We start from the raw sequence: 12,360 nt of genomic DNA on the forward strand, positions 1-12,360 counted from the left end.
TTAGGATATCCCATGTAACGGAGGGCTCGCTTAGTCTCACCGTTTAGGAGATCTGGCACATGCAGCACGAACGCCCCGGCATCGAACTTTCCGGACGACCGCTCGGTTTTGCCGAGATGGTGACCATCGGTGCGGGCAAGGCGACGATTTCTGCTTCGGCAACCGGCATGGCCCGCATCGCCATCGCCCGCGAGATCGTCGAGGATGCGATTGCTTCGGGCATGCCGGTCTACGGCTCGACAACCGGTGTCGGGGCCATGAAGGATGTGGAGTGGTCAGCCGACGAACTCGACACCTTCAATCTCGGCCTGGTGCGCGCCCATCATTTCGGCACCGGCACGCCGTTTTCCTGCAACGTCGTGCGCAACGCCATGGCTATCCGCGTCAATACGGCGCTGACCGGCCAGGTCGGCTGCACGCCGGAGCTGATCGAGGCCTATATCAGGATGCTCGAGGCCGATCTCATTCCGGTCGTGCGCCGCACCGGCTCGATCGGCTGCGCCGATATCGGCCTGATGGGGCAGATCGGCGCGGTGCTGACCGGCGTCGGCGAAGCGGTCTACCGCGGCAATCGGATGCAGGCAGCCGACGCCTTCCGGGCCGCGGGACTGCAACCGGTGCGGATGGCGCCCCGCGACAGCCTCGCCTCGCTGAGCGTCAATGCGGTGAGCTTTGCCGCGGCGGCGGAAACGACACGCAATGCGGCGGCCTCGATCCGCGTCCTGCTGGCGACGGCGATGATGGCGGCCGGCGCGCTCGGCGCCTCCCGCGACCCCTGGAAGGCCGTCCGCCATGTCGGCACGGCGCGCGAGGCGCTGATCGGCGCCTGGCTCTGCAATGCGTCGGAGGAATGGAACTGGCCGGTTGCAACGCATGTGCAGGATCCCCTCAGCCTGCGCATGATCGCCCAGGTGTTCGGTGCGGTCATCGAAAACCTCCTGTCGACAGGCCATAAGATCCTTGCCGCCACCGGCCGCTCGGACGACAATCCCGTGGTGGTGGAAGGCAGGGTGATGACCTCGGGTGGATCGCTGCCGCTCGATGTGACGATTCTGCTCGAATCGGCGGCGCTGTGCATGGCTCATGCGGCACGCAACGCCTTCAACCGCTGCGTCATTCTCGGCAACGGCCAGCGGCGCGACCTGCCGGTCAATCTGGTGCCGCCGGGTCGGATCGCCACCGGCTTCGGGCCGATCATCAAGCTTGCCGGCGAGATCTTCTCGCGCGTCCTGTCGATGTCCGGCCCCGTTTCGGCGCAGTCGCTGGTCGTTGCGGCCGGCCTGGAGGATGAGGCGGCCTTCCTGCCGCTGGTCATCGAGCGCTTCGAGCGGCAGATGCAGGCGCTGAAGCGGCTTGCGGCACTCGAGGCGCTGCTCTCGGCCCAGGCAATCGACATTCTCGGAGACGAACCGAAGGGCGTCGCCGGCATGCTTTATCAGGTCGTGCGCAAACATGCGGCCTTTTATACCGTCGACCGGCCGCTTTCGGCCGAGGTGGAGGCGATCGAGGAAGAGCTCGGATCGGACGACTTTCTGACAAAACTGACCGAACAGGTGCCGATCGCCTCCTTCGACGATTTCTTCGCACTCGGCTCGCCGGAGCCCATCGAGGAGCGGCTGGCGAGCCGAACAGGATGATTCCGGGCCAAAGACTGAAAATCTGGATCCTGTTCTACATTAACCAGATGATGCCATCCGACAGACGTCACGCTTTTGGCATCACGCTCCAGCCGGCAACGGTCTGATTTCAGCCCAGGGAGGAAGCGACATGGACTTCGATCTCGTTCTGCAGGGCACGGTGGTGCTGCCGGACCGCATCCTCGAAGCGGGCTATGTCGCCGCCAGCAACGGCAAGATCGCCGAGGTCGGCCTCGGCGTCCCGCCGGCGGCGCGTGAACGGCATCTGCTCGGCAGAGCGCTGATCCTGCCCGGTGCCATCGACGCCCAGGTGCATTCGCTTTCCCAGAAGAACCAGGAAGACTTCATCTGGTCGACGCGCTCGGCAGCGGCCGGCGGCGTGACAACAATCGTCGACATGCCCTATGACGAGGGCGATCTCGTCTGCTCGGCAGCGGCGGTGAAACGCAAGATCGACCATGCCGGGCAGCAGGCGCGTGTCGACTTCGCGCTTTACGGCACCGTCGATCCGGAAGAAGGCCCGGCGCGGATCGGCGAGATGGTCGAGGCGGGCGTCGCGGCCTTCAAATTCTCGACTTTCGGCACCGATCCCAAGCGTTTTCCGCGCATCCCGCCGGCCCTGCTCGACGCCTGCTTTGCGGCGATCGCTCCGACCGGACTGACGGCAGGCGTGCACAACGAAGACGACGAGGCGGTGCGCAGCTATATCGAGCAGGTGAAGGCGCGCGGCATCACCGACTGGCGGGCGCACGGCCTGTCGCGGCCACCAATCACCGAACTCCTGGCCATGCACACGATCTTCGAGACGGGTGCAGCCACCGGCTGCCCCGCGCATGTCGTGCATTGCTCGCTCGGGCGCGGCTACGATATCGCCCGCGCCTACCGGCGTGACGGCTTTGCAGCGACCGTCGAATGCTGCATCCATTATCTGACGCTCGACGAAGAGAGCGACGTCAAGCGCCTCGGCGGCAAGGCGAAGATCAATCCGCCGCTGCGGCCGCGGGCCGAGGTGGAGAAGCTCTGGCGGAAGGTGGCGGAAGGCGATGTCTGGCTGGTCTCGACCGATCACGTCAGCTGGTCGGAGAACCGCAAGACCAATCCCGACATGCTCGCAAACGCATCCGGCGTGCCGGGCCTCGAGGTGATGATGCCGCTTTTCGTCAAAGGCGCCATCGAGCGCGGCATTCCGCTGACTTGGGCTGCCAGGCTGATGGCGGAGAATCCGGCGAAACATTTCCGGCTCGACCATATTAAGGGGGCGCTGACGCCGGGCAAAGATGCCGATATCGCCGTGCTGGAACCGCGGGACGCCATCTATGATGCATCGGCAAGCGGCAACAATGTCGTCGGCTGGAGCCCCTATAACGGCATTGCCCTGCCCTGGACAGTGGCGGCCACCTACCTGCGCGGCGAAAAGATCGCCGAGGGTGGCAAGGTGCTGGCCAAACCCGGCACCGGCCGGTTCGTCCGGCCGCCACTGCGCCACGTCATGGCGGGAGGCGGTGCATGAGCCGCAATCTTCCCGTCAATGCCAACAGGATAGCTGAGGATATCGAGGCGCTGGCCGCGATCACCGAGCCGGGGCATCCCTGGACGCGGCGGGCGTTCTCGCCGATCTTTCGCGAAGGCCGGAGCTATCTCGAAGCGCGGATGAAGGCGGCCGGACTGGAAACGCGGATCGACGCGGCCGGCAATCTGATCGGCCGGCGCACCGGCCGCAAACCGTGGCTCGGCACGATCATGCTCGGTTCGCATTCCGACACGGTGCCGGACGGCGGCCGCTTCGACGGCATCGCCGGCGTGATCGCAGCGCTTGAGGTGGCGCGGGCGCTCGGCGACCAGAGCATCGAGCTCGACCACGATCTAGAGATTGTCGATTTCCTCGCCGAAGAAGTCAGCATCTTCGGCGTCTCCTGCATCGGCAGCCGCGGCATGACCGGGCAACTGCCGGAGTCCTGGCTTTCGCGCGTCAGCGGCGATCTCGATCTTGCCGGAGGCATTGCCCAGGTGGGCGGCGAGCCTGGCGTCCTGGCGCAGCAGAAGAGGCCGGATATTGCCGGCTTTCTCGAGCTGCATATCGAGCAGGGACCGGTGCTCGAAGCCGAACGGGAGGATGTCGGGATCGTCACCGCGATTGCAGGTATTACCCGCATCGAAATCACTGTCGAAGGACGGGCTGACCATGCCGGCACGACGCCGATGGACCGGCGGGCCGATGCGCTGGTGGCGGCATCCCAGCTGGTGCTCGACATCCGTAACGCCGCCGCCGAGCTGGCCAAGACGCCGGGGCATTTTGCCGCGACGGTCGGCGAATTCAGAGTCGAGCCGAATGCCGCCAATGTCGTGCCGTCGAAAGTCGTGCTGCTGATCGACGGCCGCGCTGAAATTCGCGCCGATATGGAGGCCTTCTGCCGCTGGCTCGAAGGCCATGTCGAAAAGCTGGCGACCGCCTATGGCGTGAGGATCGAAGCGCCGAACCGGGTATCCGACAATCTGCCGACGCCGGGCGATGCCGGGCTGCTTTCGGCGCTCGAGGCCGCCTGCGAACGCGTCGGCGCGAAATATCGGCGCATGGCCTCGGGCGCCGGGCACGACACGGCCTGGATCGCCAAGGTGGCGCCGGCGGCCATGATCTTCGTGCCCTGCCGGGGAGGCCGCAGCCATTGCGAGGACGAGTGGGCCGACAATGACGATATCGCGCTCGGCGCCGCCGTGCTGTTCGAGGCGGTGCGCGAGATGGACACGGATTCGAAGCGGGAGAAGGCCGATGGGACGCATACTGGTTGAGAAGGACGTCGAAGCCGCCGTCAAGGGCGGCTCCGTCTATGCCGCCGGCGGTGGCGGTTGGGCCGATCACGGGCGGATGCTCGGGCTTGCGGCAGTCAATGCGGGCAAGCCGGAGCTGGTGTCGATCGACGAACTGCGGGACGATGACTGGATCGCGACGGCCGCCGCCATCGGCGCGCCGGCCTCCACCACCCCCTGGGAAATGCAGGGCATCGATTACGTCAAGGCCGTGCAGCTCCTGCAGGAGGCGCTGGGCGAGAAGCTTTCCGGGCTGATCATCGGCCAGAACGGCAAATCCTCGACGCTGAACGGCTGGCTGCCGTCGGCGATCCTCGGCACCAAGGTGGTCGACGCCGTCGGCGATATCCGCGCCCATCCTACAGGCGACATGGGCTCGATCGGCATGGCCGGCTCACCCGAGCCGATGATCCAGACCGCCGTCGGCGGCAATCGCGCCGAAAACCGGTATATCGAGCTGGTGGTGAAGGGGGCGACGGCGAAGATCTCGCCGGTGCTGCGTGCCGCCGCCGATCAATCCGGCGGCTTCATCGCCAGCTGCCGCAACCCGCTCAGAGCCTCCTATGTCCGCAGCCATGCGGCACTTGGCGGCATCTCGAGGGCGCTTGCGCTCGGAGAGGCGATCATCGCGGCAGAGAAACGCGGCGGGCCCGCTGTTATCGATGCGATCTGCAAGACGACGGGCGGGCATATCCTCGCCGAGGGCGTCATATCTCGAAAGGACGTCGTCTACACCAGGGAAGCCTTCGACATCGGCACGGTCATCGTCGGTTCGGGGGCAAAATCGGTGACGCTGCATGTGATGAACGAGTATATGGCGGTGGATGATGCCGATGGCGGGCGGCTTGCGACCTTCCCAGCAGTGATCACCACGCTGTCTCAGGAGGGTGAGCCGCTCAGCGTCGGCCAGCTCAGGGAAGGCATGCAGGTTTTCATCCTGCATGTGCCGAAGGATATCATCCCGCTGTCGGCAAGCGTGCTCGATCCCACCGTCTATCCCGTCGTCGAAAAGGCGATGGGGATCGAGATCGCCCGCTATGCGCTGGAAACGAAGGCCTGAGCCATGACGCGCGATCCCGGCCTCGAAGAACTGCTGCGCGAGGAACTCGGCGACCGGCCGGGGCTGACGGAAAAATCCATGTTCGGCGGCCGGGCCTTCCTGCTGAACGGCAATCTGCTTTGCGGCGCGCGCAGCGACGGCATGCTGATCCGCCTCGGCAAGGGCAATGACGGCTGGGCGCTGGCGCTGCCCGGCGTGATCCAGATGCTGTCCGGTGAGCGGGTAATGCAGGGCTGGGTGCGGGCGACGGCCGAGGTTTATGGCGACGATGGGCTGAGACGGCGTTTGCTGGATGGCGCGCTCGCCTATGTGCGATCGTTGCCAGGTAAGTAACGCAGCTATTCCCCCTTCTCCCCAGCGGGGGGAAGATGTCCGAAGGACCGATGAGGGGGTGAGCGGCAGAGCCGCGAATGCCTTGAGCGCAAGCGAAGGGCAACATATCGGTCCTGCCGTGCCGCCCCCTCATCCGACCCTTGGGCCACCGACCGGGGTCGAGCCACAGGTCTCGACCCGTCCTTCGGACCCCCGCCGGGGAGAAGGGAAACCAGAGACCAAGCGAGGAAATCACCATGCCGAAGGCCAATCCGCGTCATCCGAAATTTCCGATTCCCGGCGGGCCAGAGCTGCGCGCCAGAGGCTGGCGGCAGGAAGCGCTGTTGCGCCTGCTCGAAAACGTTCTGTCGGTCGGCGAGGATCCCGGAAACCTGATCGTCTACGCCGCTCTCGGCAAGGCGGCCCGCAGCTGGGCGGCGCATAACGGCATCGTCAAGGCGCTGACCGAGATGGAAGAAGACCAGACGCTGCTGATCCAGTCCGGCAAGCCGATCGGGCTGGTGAAGACGCACGCCAAGGCGCCCCTGGTCATCATGGCGAACTGCAATATCGTCGGGCAATGGGCGAAAGCCGAGGTGTTTTACGAGCTGCAGCGCAAGGGACTGATCTGCTGGGGCGGACTGACGGCCGGCGCCTGGCAATATATCGGCAGCCAGGGCGTCATCCAGGGAACCTACGAGATCTTCATGCGCATTGCCGAGCGGCGCTTCGGCGGCGATCTCGCCGGCCGCTTCGTGCTGACGGCCGGTCTCGGCGGCATGGGCGGGGCGCAGCCGCTCGCCGGCCGCATGGCGGGGGCTGCCATCCTCTGCGTCGACATCGATCCGGAGCGCGCCCGCAAGCGCCAGCAGATCGGCTATCTCCAGGAGATCGCGCCCGATCTCGATACCGCCCTTGAGATGATCGATGCGGCGGTGAAGGACAAGCGGGCGCTCTCCGTCGGACTCGTCGGCAATGCGGCGGAAGTCTATCCCGAAATCGCAAGGCGCGGCATCGTGCCCGACATCGTCACCGACCAGACCTCGGCGCATGACCTCGTCTATGGCTATGTGCCGAAGGGCATGAGCCTCGATCAGGTAAGAGAACTGCGCGAGGATGGCCAGGGGCAGTTGATGGCGGCAAGCCGCGCCTCGATCGTCGATCATGTCACGGCGATGCTGGATTTCCAGAAACGCGGCTCCGAGGTCTTCGACAACGGCAACCTGATCCGCACCCAGGCGAAAGAAGGCGGCGTCAGCAATGCGTTCGACATTCCTATCTTTACCGAAGCCTATCTGAGGCCGCTGTTTGCCCGGGCGATCGGGCCCTTCCGCTGGATGGCGCTGTCCGGCGAGGAGAGCGATATCGCCCGCATCGACGATCTTCTGCTCGAAATGTTTCCCGATAACAAGATCATCACCAACTGGATCCGGCTGGCGCGCGAGCATGTGCCCTTCGAGGGGCTGCCGGCGCGCATTGCCTGGCTCGGTCATGGCGAACGCACGATGCTGGCGCGGCGCGTCAATGCGCTGGTAGTGACCGGCGAAATGAAGGGTCCCGTCGCCTTTTCGCGCGACCATCTCGATGCCGGCGCCATGGCGCATCCCAATATCATGACCGAGCGGATGAAGGACGGCTCCGACGCGATCGCCGACTGGCCGCTGATCGACGCGATGATGCTCTGCTCGTCGATGGCCGATCTCGTCGTCGTCCATTCCGGCGGCGGCGGCTATGCCGGCTACATGACGAGCTGCGGCGTCACCGTCATCGCCGACGGCACCGAAGCCGCCGACGAGCGGCTCGACCACGCGCTGACCAACGACACCGCCTTGGGCGTCATGCGGTATGCTGACGCGGGCTACGAAGAGGCGCTGGATGAGGTGATGAAGAAGGACGTGCCCTATATCCGGCTTGGTTGAAATGTAAGTCGAGTTGCTATATATCATTGTCGTATCTTACCGAGGGCCGTGACATGGAAACCGCAAAAATCTTCTGGTCAGGGCGTTCGCAAGCCGTCCGCTTGCCGAAGGAATTCCGCTTTGATGGCGATAGTGTCACCATCCGGCGCCAAGGGCGTGCGATCGTTCTCGAACCGATTTCCGACAATTGGGATTGGCTGGCTGACGTGATCGGTCCGGTCGATCCCGACTTCGCGACAGCAGCAGAAGAGCAGCCTGCGCAACAGGAACGACCTGACCTCGACTTCTTCAAATGAAGTACCTGCTCGATACTAATGCCGTCATTGCCTTGATAAAGGGCAATGACCGCCTCATCGCCGAACTGCGCAAGCACACACCAACGGATTTCGCCATGCCGGCGATCGTCGCGCATGAACTCTTTTACGGCGCTTACAAAAGTTTGCATATCGATGAGAATCTGGCGCGGATCGATGCGCTACAATTCGCCATACTGGAATTTGACCGGAACGACGCGCGCAGGGCCGGAGAAGTTCGCGCAGCGCTGCGAGCATCGGGAACGCCCATCGGCCCCTATGACGTCCTGATTGCCGGGCAGGCCGCTGCGCGCGGCCTCGTCCTGATCACCCGCAATCTGAGGGAGTTCGAGCGCGTGGCGGACCTGCAGGTAGAGAATTGGGAAGGCTCGCCCTGACCGGTTTATCCAGGCGGTACATCAATCGATCAGATTCGAGACTTCGATGAGATTGCCGTCGGGGTCTCTGACATAAACCGAACGCAACCGTCCGGTGGCGCCGGTGCGTTCGACCGGACCTTCCTCAATCACAACGCCCGATGCCCGCAGATGGGCGATGACGTCGACAATCGGCGTTTCGGCGATGAAGCAGAGATCGCCGGAGCCGGGGATTGGATGTCTGGCCTTGGGTTCGAATTCGTGGCCGGCCTGATGCAGATTGATCTTCTGGCGGCCGAATTTCAGTGCCTTGCGGCCCTCCGCGAAGGTTTCGACCGACATGCCGAGGATGCGGGAATAGAAATCGCAGGTGGCTGTGATATCGGCGACGGTCAGCACGAGATGATCGAGACGGTCGATGCGGATCATGTTTTTTTCCTTGCGAGACGCTGCGCGGCACAGGCGGAGATAAAGGCGAGCGTCAGCAGGACAAGGGTGAAGGCGACGACGGCGGGCCAGCCGTCGATTGCGAAGAACCAGCCACCCGCCGAGCCCATGAGGCTGGAGCCGACATAATAGGCCAGCATATAGAGCGACGAGGCGTGGCCCTTGGTGCCATGCGCCAGCCTGCCGACGAGGCCGCTGGCGATGGAATGGCTCATGAAGAAGCCGGCCGTCAACACGATAATGCCGAGGATGATCGATGGCAGCGCGGCGGAGAGCGTCAGCGCGCTGCCGGCGGCGGTCAGCGCCAGACCGAAGAGCAGCACAGAGAAGTGCCCGATCCGGTCTCCGATGAGGCCGCCGATCGAGGCGGCGCCGATGCCGAAGAGATAGACGGTGAAGATCAGGCCGAGTTCGGTCTGGTTGAGGCTATAGGGCGGCGCCACGAGACGGAAGCCAGCATAATTGTAGATCGTCACGAAGGAGCCCATCGCCAGGAAGGCGATGGCGAAGATGAAGGGCAGCGCCGGATTGGCGAGATGGCCGAACCAAGCCCTGGCATGGAAACTCGGGTCGAAGCCCGGCCGGCGAACGAAATTCTTCGACGGCGGCAGCAGGGCGATGAAGCCGAGCGCGGCGGCAAGGCCGATGGCGCCGATCAGGAAAAGCGCCGGGCGCCAGCTGAGATATTCGGCGAAGACGCCGGTGAGAACGCGGCCGGACATGCCGCCGAAGGCGGTGCCGCCGACATAGAGTCCCATGCTGGCGCCAAGGCCGCGCGGATCGATTTCCTCGGCGAGATAGGCCATGGCGACGGCGGGCACGCCGCCGAGAACGAAGCCCTGCAGGGCGCGGATGACGAGCAGCAGCTGCCAGTTCGGCGCAAAGGTGGTGGCGATCGTCAGCAATGCTGCACCGAGCAGCGATATCGACATCAGGCTGCGGCGGCCAAGCCCTTCCGAGACGGCGGCGGCGCAGATGATGGCGAGTGCGAGGAAACCGGTAGAGAGCGACAGCGACAGTGAGCTTTCGGCCGGGCTGACGGAAAATTCCTGGGAAAAGATCGGCAGCAGCGGCTGCACGCAATAAAGCAGCGAGAAGGTGGAAAAACCGGAGAGGAAAAGGGCCAGGCTGGCGCGGCGATAGGCGCCGCTGCCGCGGGTCAGATAGGACCTCTGTCCCGCGATCGCGGTCTCCTCAGGGCGCTTTGCTGCATAGGCTGGTTTCGGCATGGATCCATCCTTCCAGCCTCCGATCTAGTCAGCGCCATTTCATTTGTCCAATATATGGAAACGACGATTTCAATATGTTTTGGAGATGGTCATGGAGCTGCGGCACCTGAGATATTTCCTTGCGGTGGCGGAGGAAGGCAATTTCACCCGCGCCGCAGGCAAACTTGGCATCGGGCAGCCACCGCTCAGCCAACAAATCCGCGACCTAGAAACGGAAGTGGGTGCGGCGCTGTTCCACCGCGTGCCGCATGGCGCAGAGCTGACCGCGGCAGGTGCAGCATTTCTGGGTGAGGCAAAAGCGGCGCTCGCGGCAGCGGAGAAGGCGAAGCTTGCCGCGCAAAGCGCCAATCGCGGCGAGACCGGTCGGCTGTCGCTCGGCTTCACCGCATCCTCCGCCTTCAATCCCGTGGTCAGCACCACGATCCGCCGCTTCCGAGCGCGCTGGCCGGAGGTGCAGCTGTCGCTGACGGAGATGAACACGCTGGCGCTGATGCAGAAGCTGGAACGCGGCGAGTTGGACGCCGCCTTCATGCGCCCGAGCCTCGAAGACCCCGCCGGCATCCGGCTGCGGCGGCTTGAAGATGAGCCGATGGTGATCGCCCTGCCCGCCAGCCACCGGCTGGCAGGGCATCGCAGCCTGCCGCTTGAGGCCCTGGCGGACGAACCTTTCATCCTCTTTCCCAGGCTCGTCGGATTGAGCCTTTACGACGATGTCGTGCTTGCCTGCCGCAAGGCGGGATTCGAGCTCACCGTGGCGCAGGAGGCGCCGCAGATTTCCTCCGTCGTTAATCTGGTGGCGGCCGATCTCGGCGTGTCGATCGTGCCGGCGTCGATCTCGCAGATCAAACTTCAGGGTGTTGTCTACACGCCGATCGAGGGGCCGCCGGCCATCGCGCGCCTGGCGCTGGCGATGCTGAGGACGCATCGCTCGCCGGTTACAGAGAACCTGATGAGCCTGCTCAGTGATGAATGATTTCGCAAGGCAGAACAGGAACGTCCGTACTCGATTGCATGTTCTGCGCCAAAGGCTTAGGGTCGAGGCCGGGCAAAAAAAGGCGACGGGTAGAAAGCCATGGCTCTCAGCGGCAAACGTATCCTCCTCATCATCTCAGGCGGCATTGCCGCCTATAAGAGCCTGGATCTGATCCGCCGGCTGCGCGAGCGCGGTGCAAGCGTCCGTCCCATCATGACCAGGGGCGCGCAGGAATTCGTCACGCCGCTTGCCGTCGGCGCGCTGGCGGCGGACCACGTCTTCGTCGATCTGTTTTCGCGCCAGGACGAACAGGATGTCGGCCATATCAGGCTGGCGCGCGACTGCGATCTCGTGCTGATTGCGCCCGCCAGTGCCGACCTGATGGCGAAGATGGCGAACGGCCTTGCCGACGATCTTGCCTCGACGGTGCTGCTCGCAACGGCGAGGCCGGTGCTTGCGGCTCCGGCGATGAACCCCAGAATGTGGGCACATCCGGCCACCCGGCGCAATGCGGCAAGGCTGAGGGACGATGGTGTTCGCTTTGTCGGGCCGATGGTTGGCGAGATGGCGGAAAGCCACGAGGCCGGGCTCGGCCGGATGGCAGAGCCGCTTGACATCGTCGCTGCCGCCGAAACCATGCTCGACGACGGTGAAAAGCCGCTGAAAGGCCGCAAGGCGATCGTCACATCAGGACCGACGCATGAGCCGATCGATCCGGTGCGCTACATCGCCAACCGTTCCTCCGGCCGGCAGGGCCATGTGATCGCCGCAGCCCTTGCCAAGCTCGGGGCCGAGGTGACGCTCGTCTCCGGGCCGGTAGCGATCGCCGACCCGGTTGGCGTCCACACCATCCATGTCGAGCGGGCGGAAGAAATGCGTGATGCGGTGCTGGCGGCGCTGCCGGCCGATATTGCCGTGATGGTGGCGGCGGTGGCGGACTGGCGCGTCGCCTCGGCCGCCGACCAGAAGCTGAAGAAACATCCGGGCGAATCCATTCCGACGCTGGCGCTGACTGAAAATCCCGACATTTTGAAAACCGTCGGCCATCACACGATGCGGCCGAAGCTGGTGATCGGCTTTGCCGCCGAGACCCAGGACGTGGAAGGCAATGCCAAGGCGAAGCTCGAGCGCAAGGGCGCCGACCTGATCGTCGCCAATGACGTTTCTCCCGCGACCGGCATCATGGGCGGCAGCCGCAACAGCGTCAAACTCATTCGCCACGACAGTGTCGAGCAATGGCCCGACCTGACCAAGGAAGAGGTCGCCAAACGGCTGGCAGCGCTGATCGCCGAGCGATTCCGCGGATAG

The 12,360-nt window shown here is 64.5% G+C and carries 12 protein-coding genes; 10 read left to right on the forward strand and 2 right to left on the reverse strand.

From position 1 onward, the window contains the following. Positions 1-59: 59 nt before the first annotated feature. From EFR00_RS22110 to EFR00_RS22145, 8 genes are all read left to right on the forward strand, one after another. Positions 60-1,637: an aromatic amino acid lyase gene (locus EFR00_RS22110; protein WP_077991226.1), complete on the forward strand. Its 1,578-nt coding sequence runs from the start codon at positions 60-62 to the stop codon at positions 1,635-1,637. A gap of 130 nt (positions 1,638-1,767) precedes the next feature. Continuing rightward, complete coding sequence (locus tag EFR00_RS22115) at positions 1,768-3,147, forward strand: dihydroorotase (protein ID WP_077991227.1); 1,380 nt, start codon at positions 1,768-1,770, stop codon at positions 3,145-3,147. Next, positions 3,144-4,424: a Zn-dependent hydrolase gene (locus EFR00_RS22120; RefSeq protein ID WP_077991228.1), complete on the forward strand. Its 1,281-nt coding sequence runs from the start codon at positions 3,144-3,146 to the stop codon at positions 4,422-4,424. The genes EFR00_RS22115 and EFR00_RS22120 overlap by 4 nt, the downstream gene beginning before the upstream one ends. Further along, positions 4,405-5,502, forward strand: a complete 1,098-nt coding sequence (locus EFR00_RS22125) for a thiohydantoin desulfurase (protein WP_077991229.1) — start codon at positions 4,405-4,407, stop codon at positions 5,500-5,502. The genes EFR00_RS22120 and EFR00_RS22125 overlap by 20 nt, the downstream gene beginning before the upstream one ends. Positions 5,503-5,505: 3 nt before the next feature. Next, positions 5,506-5,835, forward strand: a complete 330-nt coding sequence (locus tag EFR00_RS22130) for a TfoX/Sxy family protein (RefSeq protein WP_009994542.1) — start codon at positions 5,506-5,508, stop codon at positions 5,833-5,835. A 236-nt stretch (positions 5,836-6,071) separates the two neighbouring features. Continuing rightward, on the forward strand, positions 6,072-7,733 hold the full coding sequence (locus EFR00_RS22135) for a thiourocanate hydratase (RefSeq protein WP_077991230.1): 1,662 nt from the start codon (positions 6,072-6,074) through the stop codon (positions 7,731-7,733). Between the two features lie 53 nt (positions 7,734-7,786). Continuing rightward, positions 7,787-8,029, forward strand: coding sequence for an AbrB/MazE/SpoVT family DNA-binding domain-containing protein (locus EFR00_RS22140; RefSeq protein ID WP_038686430.1), 243 nt, complete (start codon positions 7,787-7,789; stop codon positions 8,027-8,029). Next, complete coding sequence (locus EFR00_RS22145; protein ID WP_010047998.1) at positions 8,026-8,424, forward strand: type II toxin-antitoxin system VapC family toxin; 399 nt, start codon at positions 8,026-8,028, stop codon at positions 8,422-8,424. Before EFR00_RS22140 ends, EFR00_RS22145 begins: the two co-directional genes overlap by 4 nt. A 21-nt stretch (positions 8,425-8,445) precedes the next feature. On the opposite strand, the gene EFR00_RS22150 is transcribed toward EFR00_RS22145, so the two are convergent. Both EFR00_RS22150 and EFR00_RS22155 read right to left on the reverse strand, forming a co-directional pair. Then, a complete protein-coding gene (locus tag EFR00_RS22150; RefSeq protein ID WP_009988872.1) occupies positions 8,446-8,832 on the reverse strand; it encodes a VOC family protein in 387 nt (128 codons plus the stop codon). Next, on the reverse strand, positions 8,829-10,079 hold the full coding sequence (locus tag EFR00_RS22155) for an MFS transporter (protein ID WP_077991231.1): 1,251 nt from the start codon (positions 10,077-10,079) through the stop codon (positions 8,829-8,831). Before EFR00_RS22155 ends, EFR00_RS22150 begins: the two co-directional genes overlap by 4 nt. A 91-nt stretch (positions 10,080-10,170) precedes the next feature. Between EFR00_RS22155 and EFR00_RS22160 the strand changes: the two genes are divergently transcribed. Next, positions 10,171-11,052, forward strand: coding sequence for a LysR family transcriptional regulator (locus EFR00_RS22160; protein ID WP_009992620.1), 882 nt, complete (start codon positions 10,171-10,173; stop codon positions 11,050-11,052). A gap of 99 nt (positions 11,053-11,151) precedes the next feature. Continuing rightward, the gene (coaBC, locus tag EFR00_RS22165) at positions 11,152-12,360 is read left to right on the forward strand and encodes a bifunctional phosphopantothenoylcysteine decarboxylase/phosphopantothenate--cysteine ligase CoaBC (RefSeq protein ID WP_077991233.1); all 1,209 of its coding nucleotides are present in this window, start codon (positions 11,152-11,154) and stop codon (positions 12,358-12,360) included.

The sequence above is a fragment of the Rhizobium sophoriradicis genome, from assembly GCF_003939025.1.
GTDB classification, from domain to species: Bacteria; Pseudomonadota; Alphaproteobacteria; order Rhizobiales; family Rhizobiaceae; genus Rhizobium; species Rhizobium sophoriradicis.

What these genes read in the sequence shown, in the direction of transcription:
- EFR00_RS22110 (WP_077991226.1), top strand. Translation starts at nt 60, where the DNA reads ATGCAGCACGAACGCCCCGGCATCGAACTTTCCGGACGACCGCTCGGT.
- EFR00_RS22115 (WP_077991227.1), top strand. Translation starts at nt 1,768, where the DNA reads ATGGACTTCGATCTCGTTCTGCAGGGCACGGTGGTGCTGCCGGACCGC.
- EFR00_RS22120 (WP_077991228.1), top strand. Translation starts at nt 3,144, where the DNA reads ATGAGCCGCAATCTTCCCGTCAATGCCAACAGGATAGCTGAGGATATC.
- EFR00_RS22125 (WP_077991229.1), top strand. Translation starts at nt 4,405, where the DNA reads ATGGGACGCATACTGGTTGAGAAGGACGTCGAAGCCGCCGTCAAGGGC.
- EFR00_RS22130 (WP_009994542.1), top strand. Translation starts at nt 5,506, where the DNA reads ATGACGCGCGATCCCGGCCTCGAAGAACTGCTGCGCGAGGAACTCGGC.
- EFR00_RS22135 (WP_077991230.1), top strand. Translation starts at nt 6,072, where the DNA reads ATGCCGAAGGCCAATCCGCGTCATCCGAAATTTCCGATTCCCGGCGGG.
- EFR00_RS22140 (WP_038686430.1), top strand. Translation starts at nt 7,787, where the DNA reads ATGGAAACCGCAAAAATCTTCTGGTCAGGGCGTTCGCAAGCCGTCCGC.
- EFR00_RS22145 (WP_010047998.1), top strand. Translation starts at nt 8,026, where the DNA reads ATGAAGTACCTGCTCGATACTAATGCCGTCATTGCCTTGATAAAGGGC.
- EFR00_RS22150 (WP_009988872.1), bottom strand. Translation starts at nt 8,832, where the DNA reads ATGATCCGCATCGACCGTCTCGATCATCTCGTGCTGACCGTCGCCGAT.
- EFR00_RS22155 (WP_077991231.1), bottom strand. Translation starts at nt 10,079, where the DNA reads ATGCCGAAACCAGCCTATGCAGCAAAGCGCCCTGAGGAGACCGCGATC.
- EFR00_RS22160 (WP_009992620.1), top strand. Translation starts at nt 10,171, where the DNA reads ATGGAGCTGCGGCACCTGAGATATTTCCTTGCGGTGGCGGAGGAAGGC.
- coaBC (WP_077991233.1), top strand. Translation starts at nt 11,152, where the DNA reads ATGGCTCTCAGCGGCAAACGTATCCTCCTCATCATCTCAGGCGGCATT.